The organism is Pseudodesulfovibrio indicus (assembly GCF_001563225.1).
Classification (GTDB): Bacteria; Desulfobacterota; Desulfovibrionia; order Desulfovibrionales; family Desulfovibrionaceae; genus Pseudodesulfovibrio; species Pseudodesulfovibrio indicus.
This window is the reverse complement of sequence record NZ_CP014206.1, coordinates 2,739,731-2,755,623: the sequence shown is the minus strand read 5'-3', so window position 1 is coordinate 2,755,623 and position 15,893 is coordinate 2,739,731. Positions and strand designations below refer to the sequence as shown.

15 protein-coding genes are annotated in these 15,893 nt (G+C 62.7%); 5 read left to right on the top strand and 10 right to left on the bottom strand.

From position 1 onward, the window contains the following. Positions 1-5: 5 nt before the first annotated feature. From AWY79_RS12445 to ileS, 5 genes are read right to left on the bottom strand one after another with little or no spacing between them, the layout of a single operon-like run. Entirely contained in the window at positions 6-452 is a 447-nt protein-coding gene (locus AWY79_RS12445) for an NIL domain-containing protein (RefSeq protein ID WP_066804385.1), read from the bottom strand. A gap of 46 nt (positions 453-498) precedes the next feature. After that, on the bottom strand, positions 499-1,482 hold the full coding sequence (locus tag AWY79_RS12440) for a tetratricopeptide repeat protein (RefSeq protein WP_066804383.1): 984 nt from the start codon (positions 1,480-1,482) through the stop codon (positions 499-501). Next, positions 1,479-1,703 (bottom strand): PLD nuclease N-terminal domain-containing protein, encoded by a 225-nt coding sequence (locus tag AWY79_RS12435; protein ID WP_066804380.1) that lies wholly within the window; start codon positions 1,701-1,703, stop codon positions 1,479-1,481. The genes AWY79_RS12440 and AWY79_RS12435 overlap by 4 nt, the downstream gene beginning before the upstream one ends. Before the next feature lie 10 nt (positions 1,704-1,713). Next, a complete protein-coding gene (lspA, locus tag AWY79_RS12430) occupies positions 1,714-2,211 on the bottom strand; it encodes a signal peptidase II (protein ID WP_066804378.1) in 498 nt (165 codons plus the stop codon). Between the two features lie 7 nt (positions 2,212-2,218). Next, positions 2,219-5,035: an isoleucine--tRNA ligase gene (gene ileS / locus AWY79_RS12425; protein WP_066804377.1), complete on the bottom strand. Its 2,817-nt coding sequence runs from the start codon at positions 5,033-5,035 to the stop codon at positions 2,219-2,221. A gap of 211 nt (positions 5,036-5,246) precedes the next feature. Here ileS and AWY79_RS12420 point away from each other — a divergent pair, with 211 nt between their 5' ends. Further along, positions 5,247-5,873, top strand: a complete 627-nt coding sequence (locus AWY79_RS12420) for a tetratricopeptide repeat protein (RefSeq protein ID WP_066804375.1) — start codon at positions 5,247-5,249, stop codon at positions 5,871-5,873. 75 nt (positions 5,874-5,948) lie between these two features. Here AWY79_RS12420 and epsC read toward each other — a convergent pair whose 3' ends face one another. The 5 genes from epsC to AWY79_RS12395 form a co-directional block, all read right to left on the bottom strand. Further along, positions 5,949-6,869, bottom strand: coding sequence for a serine O-acetyltransferase EpsC (epsC, locus tag AWY79_RS12415; RefSeq protein WP_066804372.1), 921 nt, complete (start codon positions 6,867-6,869; stop codon positions 5,949-5,951). Positions 6,870-6,880: 11 nt separating this feature from the next. Beyond that, positions 6,881-7,801 (bottom strand): cysteine synthase A, encoded by a 921-nt coding sequence (gene cysK / locus AWY79_RS12410; protein ID WP_066804369.1) that lies wholly within the window; start codon positions 7,799-7,801, stop codon positions 6,881-6,883. Positions 7,802-7,805: 4 nt separating this feature from the next. Next, complete coding sequence (nifS, locus tag AWY79_RS12405; protein ID WP_066804366.1) at positions 7,806-9,002, bottom strand: cysteine desulfurase NifS; 1,197 nt, start codon at positions 9,000-9,002, stop codon at positions 7,806-7,808. Positions 9,003-9,005: 3 nt separating this feature from the next. Next, positions 9,006-9,860, bottom strand: a complete 855-nt coding sequence (nifU, locus tag AWY79_RS12400) for a Fe-S cluster assembly protein NifU (protein ID WP_066804363.1) — start codon at positions 9,858-9,860, stop codon at positions 9,006-9,008. A gap of 111 nt (positions 9,861-9,971) precedes the next feature. Continuing rightward, positions 9,972-10,232, bottom strand: a complete 261-nt coding sequence (locus AWY79_RS12395; RefSeq protein ID WP_066804360.1) for a DUF493 family protein — start codon at positions 10,230-10,232, stop codon at positions 9,972-9,974. Positions 10,233-10,453: 221 nt separating this feature from the next. On the opposite strand from AWY79_RS12395, the gene AWY79_RS12390 reads away from it, so the two are divergent. From AWY79_RS12390 to AWY79_RS12375, 4 genes are all read left to right on the top strand, one after another. Next, the gene (locus AWY79_RS12390) at positions 10,454-12,592 is read left to right on the top strand and encodes a putative bifunctional diguanylate cyclase/phosphodiesterase (RefSeq protein ID WP_066804357.1); all 2,139 of its coding nucleotides are present in this window, start codon (positions 10,454-10,456) and stop codon (positions 12,590-12,592) included. Positions 12,593-12,631: 39 nt separating this feature from the next. Next, positions 12,632-12,814, top strand: coding sequence for a hypothetical protein (locus AWY79_RS12385; RefSeq protein WP_066804356.1), 183 nt, complete (start codon positions 12,632-12,634; stop codon positions 12,812-12,814). Positions 12,815-12,961: 147 nt separating this feature from the next. Then, complete coding sequence (locus tag AWY79_RS12380) at positions 12,962-13,378, top strand: Hsp20/alpha crystallin family protein (protein WP_066804353.1); 417 nt, start codon at positions 12,962-12,964, stop codon at positions 13,376-13,378. Positions 13,379-13,395: 17 nt separating this feature from the next. Next, entirely contained in the window at positions 13,396-15,891 is a 2,496-nt protein-coding gene (locus AWY79_RS12375; RefSeq protein ID WP_066804352.1) for a Lon protease family protein, read from the top strand. The last annotated feature ends 2 nt before the right edge of the window (positions 15,892-15,893 follow it).

The window sequence follows — 15,893 nt, the reverse complement described above, 5'->3', positions numbered from 1 at the left end:
GATGGTTAGGGTCTCCCGTTTTCTTCCATGTCCAGCGTCATGCACTTTACCGGACAGACGCGGGTGCACATGCCGCAGGCGGAACACTTGTCCACGTCGAAGACGATGGTCCTGTCGTCCATGTTCAGGGTCAGGGCGTCCGTGGGGCACATGGCCGTGCACACGCCGCAGTGGATGCAGGACTCCTCGTTGCGGAATATCTTGTGCGCCACCGGGGTGATGCGGATGCCGTTCTCCTTGAGGTAGCCGATGCCCTTGCGGAAGTCGTCCTCGCGGCCGTACATCTCCAGGGTCATGGTTCCCTCGTGGCGCGGGCTGATGTCCGCCTTGAGGATGTTGAAGCTCAGGTCGAACTTGCGCAGCAGGTTGCAGACCACGGGCCGGCCGGAGACCTCCGGGGGGAAGGAGAGGTAGACTATTTTCCTGAAACCGTTATTGGTGACTTCTTTCATCGGGTTATCCTGAGTGGTTCATGGCACGGCGGCGCAATGACCGCAATTATTTCATCTTGTCCAGGGACCGCTTGGCCTGGGTGGCCTCCACGGATTGGGGGAATTTCTCGACCACTTCCTGGAACCGCATCTTGGCCAGCTCGGGCTTGCCCAGGTATTGCCAGGAGTAGCCCGCCTTGAGCAGGGCGGCCTTGAATTTGGAGCTCTTCTTGTACTTCTCTATGACGTCTTCGTACAGGATGACGGCGCGCGCGTAGTCCTTGAGCTGGTAGTAGCACTGGCCCTGCCAGAAGACCGCGCTCGGGATGTAGGCGTGGCCCTTGAAGGTGTCGGTGAACTCGGCCCAATAGGAGCGGGCGCGTTCGAACTGGCCTTCCTTGTACAGGGCATAGGCCTTGTCGTAGAGCGCCTTGGCCGGGTCGGTGTCCGCAGGCTGTTCGGCCGGTGCGGCGGGGGCTTGTGCGCCCGCCGGGGGCGTGGTCTCGAACGCCTTGGCCTCGGCGGCGTCCGCCGGGTCGTCGGAGGCGGTGGCCGCATCTGCGGCAGCGCCCGCGGCGGGGACGGCCATGGGAGCGGGGGCCTGCGCGGCCAGGGCGGCGTTGCGTTCCTCGCGGACCTTGGGCAGGTCCACGGAAAGCTGGTTCTCAAGGGCGAATTCAAGCTCGGCCACGCGATTGGCCAGGCTGTCCATGGTGGTGGGGGAATCGGTCGCGCCCACCTGGCGGTCCAGCCGGATGTTCACGGCGTCCATCTCGCCCCGCAGCCGGGCGAACTCGGCGCGCAGGGACTGGATCTCGGCCCACATGTCGGCGGATTTCGCGCGGATGGGGTCGTTGGATTTCTCGATCTCCGCCTTGAGCTGCTCCCGGGATTCGGTCAGCTCGGATTCCAGCTGGCGGATGCGGTTCAGGTCCTGCTGGCGCTCGGACTGCATGGCTTCGACGTCGGTCTTGCTGGCGCAGCCGGACAGGGCCGCCACGGCCAGGAATACGATAAGTACGGCGAATATCTTGTCTAATTTCATTTTCATTGGAGGCTCCCTCGTTTTCTGCCAAGGAAAAGATACGTCAGAGCGCCGAAAATGGGAATAAAAATGCAAATCTGCATCCACAGGCTTTTTTCCGTGGAGGACTCGTACTCACGCTTCCAGACGTCCAGGATGGCCCAGGCGCTGAAGGAGAAGCAGGCTCCGACAATGATCAGGATGACGGCCCATTGGGTCGGGGTCAGGGCGGAGAAGTCTGCGAACATGTATGGTCTCCTAGGAAAGACGGGGCGGCGTGGCCCCCTTGCGGTTGAGCAGGGTGGAAATGATGATGCAGCCCGCGCCCACGGTCAGGGCGCTGTCGGCCACGTTGAAGGCGGGCCAGTGGTAGCCGCCGTAATAGAAGTCCAGGAAGTCGATGACCGAGCCGAGCCAGATGCGGTCGATGGCGTTGCCCACGGCCCCGCCCCCGACCATGCCCAGCCCGGCGATCATCCAGTTGTCGCCCTCCCTGGAGAGCTTCAGCATGTAGGCGATGAACAGCACGGCGGCCAGGGAGATGGCGATGAACAGCGGCCGTTGCCAGTCGATGTTTTCGTCGTCCAGGAATCCCCAGGCCGCGCCCTTGTTCAGGACGTGGACCAGGTTGAAGAAGCCGGGAACGACCTCCTTCCCGGTCCACACCTCCATGGCGTTGTGGACCCACAGCTTGGTGATCTGGTCGATGACGAGGGTTCCCGTCCCCCAGATGGCTGCCAGCTTGTAGCGGTTCATCTGCGTCCTATCCCAGGGTCTTGAGTACCGCGGCGCAGCGCGGGCAGGTGTCGGGGGAGGCCGGGTCAGCGCCCAGCTTCTCGGTGATCCGCCAGCACCGTTCGCATTTTTCGCCCGGAGCCGGGGTCACGCCGATCTTGAGGTCCGCCAGGTCCTCGGCCTGGAAGGCGTCGTCGGGCGCGTTCTTCAGGTCGTCCAGGACGAGCTTGGAGATGATGAAGAACTCGCGCGGGTCGATGTCCTCGGTGGACACCAGCTCGCGGATGTCGTCCTCGGCGTAGAGGGTCACCTGGGCGTCCAGGGACTTGCCGATGACCCGATCCTTGCGCTTGGGCTCGATGGCCTTGTTCACCTCGGAGCGGACCAGGGCCAGCTTCTGCCAGCGGGCGCGCTCGTCGGCGGACAGTTCCGGCCGTTCGGGCTGGAAGCGCAGGGCGAACACGGTTTCGGTCTGGTCCAGGGCCGCCTTGATGGCGTCGGGCAGGGCCTGGAACCCTTCCTCGGCGGTGAAGGACAGCACCGGGGCCATGTCCTCCAGCAGCATCAGCAGGATCTGCCACAGCACGGTCTGGGCCGAGCGGCGCTTGAGGCCGTTCTGCTCCTCCACGTAGAGGCGGTCCTTGATGATGTCGAGGTAGAAGGCGGACAGGTCGACCACGCACAGGTTGTGCAGGGTGTGGTAGACCTTGTGGAATTCGAAATTGCGGTACGCCTTGCGGATGGCGTCGTGCTGGCGCACGACCATGTCCAGGGCGTAGCGGTCCAGCGGCAGCATGTCCGCCACGGCCACCTTGTTCGCCGGGTCGAAGTCGTTGAGGTTCGACAACAGGTAGCGGCAGGTGTTGCGGATGCGGCGGTAGGCGTCCACCAGACGGTTCAGGGTCTCGTCGGAGATGCGGATGTCCTCCTGGTAGTTGGAGGCGGCCACCCACATGCGCAGGATTTCCGCGCCGAACTTGTCGATGATCTCCTGGGGCGCAAGGACGTTGCCGATGGATTTCGACATCTTGCGGCCCTCGGCGTCGACCACGTAGCCGTGGGTCAGGACGGTCTTGTAGGGCGGCACTTCGCGAGTGCCCACCGAGGCGAGCAGGGAGGAGTGGAACCAGCCGCGATGCTGGTCGGACCCCTCAAGGTACAGGTCGGCCGGGAAGCGGGTCTCCTTGCGCAGCTCCACAACGGCGGCGTAGCTGGTGCCGGAGTCGAACCAGACGTCCAGGATGTCGGTCTCCCGCTTCCAGTGGTTGCCGCCGCATTTGGGGCAGGTCAGTCCCTCGGGGACGATCTCCTCCAGCGGGGCCTCGAACCAGTAGTCGCAGCCGGTTTCGTGCGCGGCGTACTTGTCGCAGATGTCGTAGACCCACTGGGCGTCGAACCAGGTCTCGTCGCAGTCTTCGCAGATCAGCGCGGAGATGGGCACGCCCCAGTTGCGCTGGCGCGAGATGCACCAGTCGGGCCGGTTTTCGATCATGCTGTAGATGCGTTCCTCGCCCCAGGCGGGAACCCAGTTCACGTCGTTGCGGATGGCGGACAGGGCGCGCTTGCGCAGGTCGTTCTCGTCCATGCCGATGAACCACTGGGTGGTGGCGCGGAAGATGACCGGCTCCTTGCAGCGCCAGCAGTGGGGGTAGGAGTGGCTGATCTTCTCGGAGGCGAGCAGATTGCCAAGCTCGGTCAGCTTCTCGATGACCTTGGGGTTGGCCTCCCAGACGTTGAGCCCTGCGAAGAACTCCACCTCGGGCAGGAACTGGCCCCGGTCGTTCATGGGCGAGTATATCTCCAGCCCATAGCGCAGGCCGGTCTCGAAGTCCTCGCGTCCGTGGCCGGGCGCGGTGTGCACGCAGCCGGTGCCGGTGTCGAACGTCACGTAGTCGGCCAGAACCACCGGGGACTCGCGGTCGTATATCGGGTGCTTGGCCTTGATGCCCTCGATCTCCGCGCCCTTGAAGGTGGCCAGGATTTCAGGGGAGTCCCAGCCGAACTTTCCGGCGCAGGATTCGAGCAGCGCCTCGGCCATGACGTAGTAGGAGCCGCCCGCCTGCACCAGGACGTAGTCGAAGTCCGGATGCACGGCCACGGCCATATTGTCCGGGATGGTCCAGGGGGTGGTGGTCCAGATGACGATGAACAGCTTGGAAACGTCGATGTCCGCGATCTTCTTGAAATTCTCATCGGCCATGGGGAAGCGGACGTAGATGGACGGCGAGGAGTGGTCCTCGTACTCCACTTCGGCCTCGGCCAGGGCGGTGCGGCAGTCGCAGCACCAGTAGATGGGCTTCTTGCCGCGCACAACGCCTTCGCGCTCCATGAACCGGCCCAGTTCGCGGGCGGTGGCCGCCTCGTACTCGGGCTTCATGGTCATGTACGGGTCGTCCCACACGCCGAACACGCCGAGACGCTTGAACTCGCCGCGCTGGGTGTCCAGCCACTTGGCCGCATAGGAACGGCAGATCTTGCGGATGGTCAGTGTGTCGAGTTCCTTGTTCTTTTTCTTCAGCTCCTGCTCGACCTTGTGCTCGATGGGCAGCCCGTGGCAGTCCCAGCCCGGTACGTACTCGGCCCGCTGGCCCTGGATGTTCCGGGACTTGACGATGATGTCCTTGAGGACCTTGTTCAGGGCGGTTCCCATGTGGATGTGGCCGTTGGCGTAGGGCGGGCCGTCGTGCAGCACATAGGTGTCGTCGGGGTCGCCAGCCGCGACCATCGCGTCATAGGCCTTGGTCTCCTCCCAGAACTTGAGCATCTCCGGCTCCCGTTGCTTGAGGTTGGCCTTCATGGGGAACGAAGTCTGGGGCAGGAGCAGCGTCTTCTTGTAATCGCTCATGGGTTTTCAAGTCCTCCGGAACCGTATATTTCTTTAGATGAAAGTGTAAGTTCAAATGAGACCGCGTAGATTGGTATAACACGGCGTCGAAGTCAAGCATTGCACGGCCTCCGCAGCCCGTTGCACAATGTTTACACAGGGCCGGAAACGTGCTTTTGTCCCCCTCGGACCGCCGGGTCCGACCGATGGAAACCACCTTTGAGGAGAACGTATGGGAGTGCACAAGAAAGAGCGCGAACAGGCGGAACTGCAAGATAATTACATGAAAAAGAATTCGGCGTACCTGCTGATGGTCATCGGCCTGCTGGCCGGGGTCTTCATCGGCAATGCCGTGACCATGCTCTACGTGGGGCAGCGGGACCAGCGCTCCAACCTCTCCAGCCAGGTCGAGCCCACCCAGTCGCCCGTGCCGCACACCGCGGACCCGGCGGCCCTGGCCGACATGGAGAACGCGGCGGCCGCCGACCCGACCGACGCGGAGAAATGGATTCAGCTGGGCAACTTCTGTTTCGACCACGACCTGCCCGCGCGGGCGGTCAACGCCTACGAGCGCGCCCTGGAGCTGAAGCCCATGGACATCAACGTCTGGTCCGACCTGGGCGTCATGTACCGTCGCACCAAGCAGTTTGACAAGGCCGTGGATGCCTTCGGCCACGCCGCGTCCCTGGACCCGAACCACATTACCTCGCGCTTCAACATGGGCATCGTCTACCTTCACGACCTGAACGACAAGCCGGCGGCCCTCAAGGTCTGGAAGGAGGTCCTGGCAATGGACCCCAATGCCAAGACGCCGTCCGGCCAGTCCCTGGCCGCCCTGGTCGCGGAGCTGGAAAAATAGTTTAAGCTCAACTTTAAGAAAAAGGAGACATGGGTAACCATGTCTCCTTTTTTATTGGTTATTTATTTGAAGCGGTCAGATGCCTTCGCCGTGTTCAAAGGACTGCTGCATGGCCCTGGACTGGACGATCTGCGCTCCTGCGGGAACGTCTCGGGTGATCCACACGTTGCCGCCCACGACCGCTTCCCTGCCGATGGTTATGCGCCCAAGGATGGTCGCCCCGGCGTAGATGATCACGTCGTCCTCCACGATGGGATGGCGGGGCAGCCCCTTGATGAGCATCTCGTCCTCGCCCTTGGGGAAGGACTTGGCGCCCAGGGTCACGCCCTGGTACACGCGCACGTTGTCGCCGATGATGCAGGTCTCGCCGATGACCGTGCCGGTGCCGTGGTCGATGAAGAAGGAGCGTCCGATGGTCGCGCCGGGATGGATGTCGATGCCGGTGTCCGAGTGGGCCATCTCCCCGATGATCCGGGGGATGATGTCCACGCCGAGCTTGTACAGCTCGTGGGCGATGCGGTGGTTGGTCAGGGCCCGGATGGACGGGTAGCAGAAGATGGTCTCCCCGTGGGTCTTGGCCGCCGGGTCGCCGATGTACGCGGCCTCCACGTCGGACAGCAGGTACTCCCTGATCTCGGGCAGCTTGGTGATGAATTTCTTGGCGATGCGCCTGGCCCGCTTGTCGCAGTCGTTGCACCGGTCAGTGGTGGTGGCCTCGCAGACGAAGCAGTAGCCCCGGTTGATCTGGTCGGCCAGCTTGCGTTCCAGCTGGTCCAGGGTGGACCCGATGTAATAGGGCATGGTGTCCGGGGTGATGTCGGACGGCCCGAAATAGCCGGGGAACAGGACGCAGCGCAGGTCCTCGACGATATCCCGCAGGATATCCACCGAGGGCATGGGCGCTTCGTCCGAGAAGCGGTGCGAGGCCGGGCCTTTGTCCCCGGACTCCACGAGGAGCGCGACCACGTCCGCCAACGTGTAATCTTCACTGGTCATGGAATGGTTCCTTATTCGAAAAGCGGGGTGGACAGGTAGCGTTCGCCGGTGTCGCAGACGATGAAGACGATCATCTTGCCCGCGTTTTCCTCGCGCCGGGCGAGTTCGATGGCCGCCGCCGCATTGGCGCCGGAGGAGATGCCGCACAGGATGCCCTCGCGCTTGAGCAGCTCCTTGGCGGTCTCCACGGCCGTGTCGTTGGCGATCTTGATCACTTCGTCGATGATCTCCGGGTTCAGGGCGTCGGGAACGAATCCCGCGCCGATGCCCTGGATCATGTGCGGGCCGGGCTGTCCGCCGGACAGGACCGGGGACGCCTCTGGCTCCACGGCCACGGCCTTGACGCCGGGCTTCTTCGCCTTGAGGACCTCGGCCACGCCGGTCAGGGTGCCGCCGGTGCCCACGCCCGCCACGAACACGTCCACCTGGCCGTCGGTGTCGTCCCAGATCTCCAGGGCCGTTGTCTTGCGGTGCGCCTCCGGGTTGGCCGGATTTTCGAACTGCATGGGCATGTAGGCGTCGTCCATCTCGGCCACGATGGCCTGGGCGCGGGCGATGGCCCCTTTCATGCCCTCGGCGGCCGGGGTCAGGATCAGCTCCGCGCCCAGCCCCTTGAGCAGCTTGCGGCGCTCGATGGACATGGACTCGGGCATGGTCAGGACCAGCCGCATGCCCTTGACCGCGCAGACAAAGGCCAGGCCGATGCCGGTGTTGCCGCTGGTCGGCTCCACCAGGACCGTATCCTTGGTGATGGTCCCGTCGGCCAGGCCCGTTTCGATCATGCTTTTGGCGATGCGGTCCTTGACCGAAGCGCAGGGGTTGTTGAATTCGAGCTTGGCCACCAGGGTGGCGTTCAGTCCTTCGGACAGCCGGTTCAACCGGACCATGGGGGTCCGCCCGACCAGCTCCGTCATGTCGTTGGCTATCTTCATGGTGCTACTCCGTGAAACTCTTGGTGCAGGCCGGGGCCTGCTTTTCCGCCGAGAAGGGGGAGAGCTTGCGCAGGTTCTCGATGATCGGCGGCAGGCTTTCCAGCACGAAATCGATCTCTTCCTCGGTGTTGAACCGGCTCAGGGAGAAGCGGATGGAGCCGTGGGCGAAGGTGAACGGAACGCCCATTGAGAGCAGCACGTGGGACGGCTCCAGGGAGCCGGATGTGCAGGCCGAGCCGGAGCTGGCCGCGATGCCGAGCTGGTCCATCATCAGCAGGATGGCCTCGCCCTCCACATAGCCGAAGGAGATGTTGGAGGTGTTGGGCAGCCGGTGTTCCGGGTCGCCGTTGAGCTTGGCGTCGGGCACCGCCTTGAGCAGGCCGGTCTCCAACTTGTCGCGCAGTCGGCGGACCTCGGTGTTTTCCTCGTCCATATGTCGAAGCGCCAGCTCGCACGCCTTGCCCAGGGCGATGATGCCCGTGGTGTTCTCGGTACCCGCGCGGCGGCTGCGCTCCTGGTGCCCGCCGATGAGGAACGGGCGGAAGGGGAGCTTCTTGCGCACGAACAGCGCGCCCACGCCCTTGGGGGCGTGCAGCTTGTGGCCGGACAGGGAGAGCATGTCCACCGGGACGGTCTTCAGGTCGATGGGCACCTTGCCCACGGCCTGGACCGCGTCCGTGTGGAAGAACACGTCGTGTTCCTTGGCGATCCGCGCCATCTCCTCGATGGGATAAATGTTGCCGGTCTCGTTGTTGGCCCACATGACCGAAACGATGGCCGTATCGGGCCGGATGGCGGCCTTGTACTCCTCAAGGTCCAGCCGTCCCTTGTCGTCGGTCCCGAGGTAGGTGACCTCGTAGCCGTCGCGCTTTTCGAGATATTTGCACAGGCTCAGAATGGCCGGGTGCTCCACGGCGGTGGTCACGATGTGCCTGCGGTCGGGCCGGGCTTTCAGGGCGGAGCGGATGGCCGTGTTGTCGGACTCCGAACCGCAGGAGGTGAAGATGATCTCCTCGGGTTCGCAGCCGAGCAGGGCGGCCACGTTGGCGCGCGCCTCCTTGATCTTGACTCCCACCTGCCCGCCGAAGCGGTGCATGGAGGAGGGATTGCCGTAGAGGTCCACGAAGTAGGGCTTCATAGCCTCGAACACGGCCGGGTCCACCTGGGTGGTGGCGTTGTTGTCGAGATAGATGGTCTTCATGGCTTATCCCTCCCGTACCTGGATGTCGGGATCGACCTTTTCCTTGAGGGTTCCCTCCACCAGGCTCTTCAGCGTGGCCTGGCTGGACGGGCAGCCGGAGCACATGCCCATGAACTGCACCACCACGGTCTCGCGGTCGATGTCCACGAGCTGGATGTTGCCGCCGTCGGCCTGGAGCTTGGGCCGGATGTCCTCGTCGATGACCCGCTCGATGAGGTGCATGCGCTGGATGTTGGTCATGCCCTGGGCCGGGAAGGACGGGGCTTCGGACGGGGTTTCGCAGACGCCTTCGCCGTGGGCCTGGGCCAGCAGCCGTTCGAGGTCCGGGATGCACTTTCCGCAGCCGCCTCCGGCCTTGGTGAAGTTGGTCACGTCCTCCACGGTCTTGAGGTCGTTCTCCTTGATGGCGCGCAGGATTTCCTCGTCGAACACGCCGAAGCATTCGCAGATCAGCTCGCCTTCATGGGAATGCTCGGCCTTGGACGGGGCCTCGCCGCGCATGTTCTTGATGGCCTGCTCCAGGGCTTCCTGGCCCATGACGGAGCAGTGCATCTTCTCGCGGGGCAGTCCGCCCAGGTATTCGGCGATGTCCTTGTTGGTGAGTTTCTCCGCCTCCTCCACGGTCTTGCCGATGAGCAGCTCGGTCAGGGCGGAGCTGGAGGCGATGGCGCTTGCGCAGCCGAAGGTCTGGAACTTGGCGTCGGTGATCCGGCCGTCGTCGTCGACCTTGATGTACAGGGTCAGGGCGTCGCCGCAGGCGAGAGAGCCGACCTCTCCGACGCCGTCCGCATCCTCAATGGTGCCGACGTTGCGCGGATTCAGGAAGTGGTCCTTAACTTTATCGGTGTATTCCCACATGGTTACTCCGGTAGGCTTTGGGGATATCTGAATACTTATGACAAATGTGATTCAATCGCATTCGTTTAGGATAAGTACGGGCCGAACGGGTGTAAAGGCTTGGAGCCCGATTTATAGCGACATGACGCCGGGGACCTGGGCGGCCTTCTCGTACACTCCCATGACCTCCTCTGCGGAGCACATGGTGGAAGTGATTGTCACACTTGTATATTTCCCCGTCCGGGAGGGCCTTGTCTCCAGGGCTTCCGAGGCGAACAGCTCGCGGAATTGGTCCATCTTTTCCGAGGGTACGATGAACTTGTAGACGTAGGGGCAGGGCCATTGATGATGGTCATTGAGAACCTGCTTGAATTGTTCCGTTTTATCGGTCATATGTTTCTCCTGTCCGGCTGGTGTTATGCAGGTCTATAGGGAGAATGCCCTTCCTGTGTCAAACTGCCGGACAGCATAGCCTATTGGACGCACGATTCCAAACGGATGCAGATTGGGCCGGGTTATTTATAACATCATTCCCGAACGCCGCGGGATATGATACCTATTCCGGGCGTATTTGAAACGGCCCGGGGGGCCGCACCACAGGCAAGAGGAACACGATGAACGGCACTGTCGATGTCCTGGTCGTTGACGACGAACGCATCAACCTGAAGCTGGTTGAAGGCATCCTGCGCGGACGGGATCTGAACCTGGTGACCGCCGGCTCCGGAGCCGAAGCCCTTGAACTGCTTCCGGATCACGATTTCGCCATGGCTCTCCTTGATGTCATGATGCCCGGCATGGACGGTTTCGAGCTGGCAGAACGGCTGCGCAGTCACGAGTCCACCCGCAACACGCCGATCATCTTCATCACCGCCATCAGCAAGGAGCAGCGTCACGTTTTCCACGGCTACGAGCTGGGCGCGGTGGATTACCTGTTCAAACCCGTGGAGCCGGAGATCCTGCGCGGCAAGGTGAACATCTTCGCCGAGCTGCACCGCCACAAACGATCCCTGATGGAGACCACCCGGCGGCTGGAGGCCACGGTGGAGGAATTGCAGGCGTCCAAGGCGGCCCTGGCCGAGTCCGAACAGCGCTACCGCATGGTCGCGGACTACAACTACGACTGGGAGAGCTGGATCGGCCCGGACGGCAGCCTGATCTACATTTCTCCTTCCTGCGAGCGGATCAGCGGCTATCCGCCACAGCGGTTTCTCGACGAGCCGGACCTGCTGCAACGCATCATCCACAGCGACGACCTGCCCAAGTGGCAGCGTTTCATGGAGGATGAGACCGTCGGGGACGACGAGAGCCTGGATTTCCGCATCAGCGACATGAACGCCCGGGTGCGCTGGCTGAGCATGGTCAAGCACTCCATCCACTCCGATACGGGCCGCCCACTGGGCATTCGCTCGAGCATGCGCGACATCACCAACCGCAAGCGCATCGAGGGCCAGTTGCATTACAGCGCCCACCACGACACTCTGACAGGGCTGCCCAACCGGGTGCTCTTCCTGGACCGGCTGGGCAGGGCGGCGGAGCGGGCCTCCCGCAGCAACGAGTATTTCGCGGTCCTGTTCATCAATCTCGACCGGTTCCAGGCCGTCAACGACCACTACGGGCACACCGTTGGCGACAAGCTGATGATCCGCATCGGGATCAGGCTCCAGCAGGCGGTCCGGGCCCTGGATACCGTGGCCCGCTTCGGCGGGGACGAGTTCGGCGTGCTGATAGAGGAAATCTCCAGGAAATCCGACCTGCGCCAAGTGGTCAACAAGGTGCATGCTTCCTTCAAGGAGCCGTTGGTGGTGGACGACATTTCCTTCACCATCTCTCCCAGCATCGGCTACGATGTCGGGTCGGGAACCGCGGTGGAACCCGAGGAACTCGTGCACAACGCCCAGGTGGCCATGAACGCGGCCAAGGAGGGCGGCAAGAACCGGGCCGTCGCCTACAACAAGGGAATGCGCGAGGGCGTGGTCAACGTCCTGGCCGTGGAATCCGACCTGAAACGCGCTCTGGCCGCCAGGGAGTTCGAGGCCTATTACCAGCCCATCGTCAACCTGGCAGACGGTTCTCTCTACGGGTTCGAGACCCTGGCCCGCTGGATGCATCCCGAGCGGGGACTGGTCAACCCCGGCGAGTTCATACCCGTGGCAGAGGAAACCGGGCTGATCGTCGAATTGGGCGCGCAGATCCTGGAAAAGGCGTGTGCGACCATGAACCGGTGGCGGGAGAAGTACCCCTTGGCCCGCGCCCTGACCGTGGCTGTGAACATCTCCGCCCGGCAGTTCGCCGAATCCTCACTGGCCGCCACCGTGGAGTCCATTTTGGAGCGGTCCGGCCTGCCGCCCGAGCACCTCAAGCTGGAGATCACCGAAACCGTGGTCATGTTGGATGCCATGAAGTCCGTGAACCAGCTCAAGGCCCTCAAGAATCTGGGCATCCTGCTGTCCATCGACGATTTCGGCACCGGGTACTCGTCCATGAGTTATCTTCAGAAATTTCCCACGGATCAGCTCAAGATCGACCTGAGCTTCGTCCAGCGCATGGAGACCACCACGGAATCCATCGAAATCATCCGCGCCATTGTGAACATGGCCCATTCCCTGCGACTGCGCGTCGTGGCCGAGGGCATCGAGACCGAGCGGCAAAGGGACTTGCTTTATTCCCTGCAATGCGATTACGGTCAGGGCTATCTGTACTCCCGACCTCTTCCGGAGGATGAGGCCGAAGAATTCGTCAAGGAATCCGAATAGTCGCAATCCAGCACGTCCCAACAACCGGAGCCGCCTCCCATGAATCTCAGCGCCCCTCAACTGCTCACCTGGATCATCGCCGTCATCATCGGTCTTCTCGGCATTCTCATTCAACTCGACGTCATGTCGGTCCCGGCCCTTGAAGACCTGGTCCGCCCGTTCTGGCTGGTCTCCACCGGCTTCGTCATCCTGGCGGTATCGAACATTTTTCGCCGTCTTTAAGGGTGCTCTCCATGAGTCTGTGAAACGGGGTTTGGCGAAAAATCGTCAAACCCTTGTTTTTTTCCTATCGATTGTCCTAGGATAGAACCGTCCATGTAAGCAGACAATGACGTTCATCGACAGATTGCCACAGGAGGAAACGAGCCAATGGCTGATTTGAAACGCTGGAGCCGCAACGAGATTTCGCGCATGCGTAATGATGTGGACCGGCTCTTTGACGATTTGTGCGCGGATTTCGACCTGCCGGTCATGTTCTGCCGCATAGCGGGTGATCTCGATCTTTCGGAAGAGGGAGAGACCCTCGTGGTCCGGCTGGAGCTGGGCAACATGAACCCCGACGACGTCCATGTGACGGTAGAGGAGAGGCTGCTGACCATTGTCGCCGAGTCCTCCGAATCGGGCCCCGGACACGTGAGCAGCCGGTCCTTCCGCAAGGAACTGCGGCTGCCCTGCGCCATCGAGGTGGACGACGCCCATGCGGAGTTCCAGGACGGCGTGCTCCTTGTCAAGCTCCCCAAGTGCGCCCCCAGGCCCGGCCAGAAGATCGCAATCACCCGGAAATAACCTACGGAGACATATACATGGCCAAGAAAACCACTACGTTCGAAGTCCCGGTAGAAAAGCTCAAGTGGTCTCCGGACCCCAAGCTGCTTTCCCTCAAGACCACCGACGATCTTGATCCGCAAAAGGACATCATCGGCCAGAAGCGGGGTGTCGAGGCGTTCCGTTTCGGCATGGGAATGCTCCGCAAGGGCTACAACATCTTCGTGACCGGCCAGCCCGGAACGGGCCGCCTGTCCACGGTGCGCAAGCTCCTGGGTGAGATGAACAACGGCCGGGCCACGCCGTGCGACATCTGCTACGTCAACAACTTCAAACACCCCGAAGCGCCCATCCTGCTCCGCTTCGAACCGGGGCAGGGCGACCGCTTCAAGAAGGACATGCAGAAGTTCCTGGACGATCTGAAGCGCGAGGCCCCGCAGCTCTTCGAGAGCGAGGAATACATCGCCCGCAAGAACCAGATCGCCGAGGCCCACGAAAAGAAGGTCTTGAGCTTCTACAAGGCCATCGAGGACCAGGTGAAGGACACCGGCCTGGTGGTGGTCCGCATGCAGATGGGGCCGATCCAGCGCCCGGACGTGGTCCCGCTGGTGGACGGCGAGCCCAAGCGGATGATCGAGCTTGAGGAACTGGTGGACAAGGGCCGCTTCCCCCGCGAGGAGTACGAGCAGCTGCGCGACAAGCGCCTCGAACTCAAGGAGGAGATCGACCACATCGTCCAGGAGCTCAAGAACATCCAGAAGGAAGTGGGCGAAAAGCACCGCGAGGTGGACCGGCTCATGTTCCTGGCCCTGGCTCAGGACATCATGAAGCCGCTGCGTGAAACCTATGCCGATGAAAAGGTCTTGAAATACCTGGATTCCGTGCTGGAAAACATGGTCGAGGACCTGGACGCGGTCAAGGCGCTGGGCGGGACCATGCAGCAGGGGCCGCTGCCCGGCATGATGATGCCCGGCCCGTCCCCGGAAATGATCCTCCAGCCGTACCAGGTCAACCTGTTGGTGGACAACGCCGAGACCCAGGGGCCGCCGGTCATCGTGGAGTCCTATCCCACGTACCGCAACCTGTTCGGCTCCATCGAACGGGTCATGGACCGCATGGGCGGCTGGCATACCGATTACACCAAGATCAAGGCCGGCTCCTTCGTCAAGGCCAACGGCGGCTATCTGGTGATCAACCTGATGGACGCGATCATGGAGCCGGGCGTGTGGCAGACCCTGAAGCGGGCGCTCAAGACCGAGAAGATCGAGATCGAGACCTTTGATCCGTATTACTTCATCAGCGCCACGGGCCTCAAGCCCGAGCCCATCGACATGGAGGTCAAGGTGGTCGTCCTCGGCAGCCCGTACCTCTACGCCATGCTGCGCAACTACGACGAGGACGCGGCAAAGATATTCAAGGTCCGCGCCGACTACGAGTCGAGCATGGACAACACCGACGACTCGGTCATGGAAGTGGCCCGGTTCGTCCGGGGCGAGGTCGACCGCAACGAGCTCAAGCCCTTTGACGCCAGCGGCGTGGCCGCGGTGCTGGAGGAATCCGTGCGCTGGGCGGGCAGGCAGGAGAAGCTCTCCACCTCGTTCCCGGCCCTGGGCGACCTGCTGGGCGAGGCGGACTACTTCGCCGGGCAGGCCGGGGCAAAGACCGTTACCGGCGACCACGTTCGGGAGGCCATTGAGGCCAAGGTCTACCGCTCGAATCAGGTGGAGGAACGCCTCCAGGAGATGATCGACCGGGGCAGCCTGTTCGTGGACACGGACGGCGAGGTCGCGGGACAGGTCAACGGCCTGGCCGTGTATTCCCTGGGTGACTATATGTTCGGCAAACCCTCCCGGATCACGGCGGTGACCTCCCTGGGCAAGGAGGGCATCATCAACATCGAGCGCGAGGCGGACATGTCCGGCCCCACGCACAACAAGGGCATGCTCATCCTGTCCGGCTTCCTGCGCAGCCGGTTCGCCCAGGACAAGCCGCTCTCCCTGGCCGCGTCCATCGCCTTCGAGCAGTCCTACGGCGGCATCGACGGCGATTCGGCCTCGTCCACGGAGCTGTACGCCCTGATGTCCAGCCTGTCCGGCGTGCCCATCCGCCAGTACATCGCCGTGACCGGTTCCGTGAATCAGTACGGCGAGGTGCAGCCCATCGGCGGCGTGAACCAGAAGATCGAGGGATTCTACCTCTGCTGCAAGCACGCCGGGCTGACCGGCAAGCAGGGCGTCATGATCCCGCATCCCAACGTCAAGGACCTGATGCTCCGCGACGAGGTCATCGAGGCGGTCAGGGACGGCAAGTTCCACATCTGGGCCGTGAAGACCATCGACGAGGGCATCGAGATCTTGACCGGCGTCAAGGCGGGCGTGCGCGGCAAGAACGGCGCGTACCCGGCCAATTCCGTCAACCGGCTGGTGGACGACAAGCTCAAGGAGCTGGTGGACAAGCTGGCCGCTTTCGGCAAGGACGACAAGGACAAGAAGAAGCCCGCCAAGAAAACGGCCGGGAAGCCCGCAAAGAAATAGGG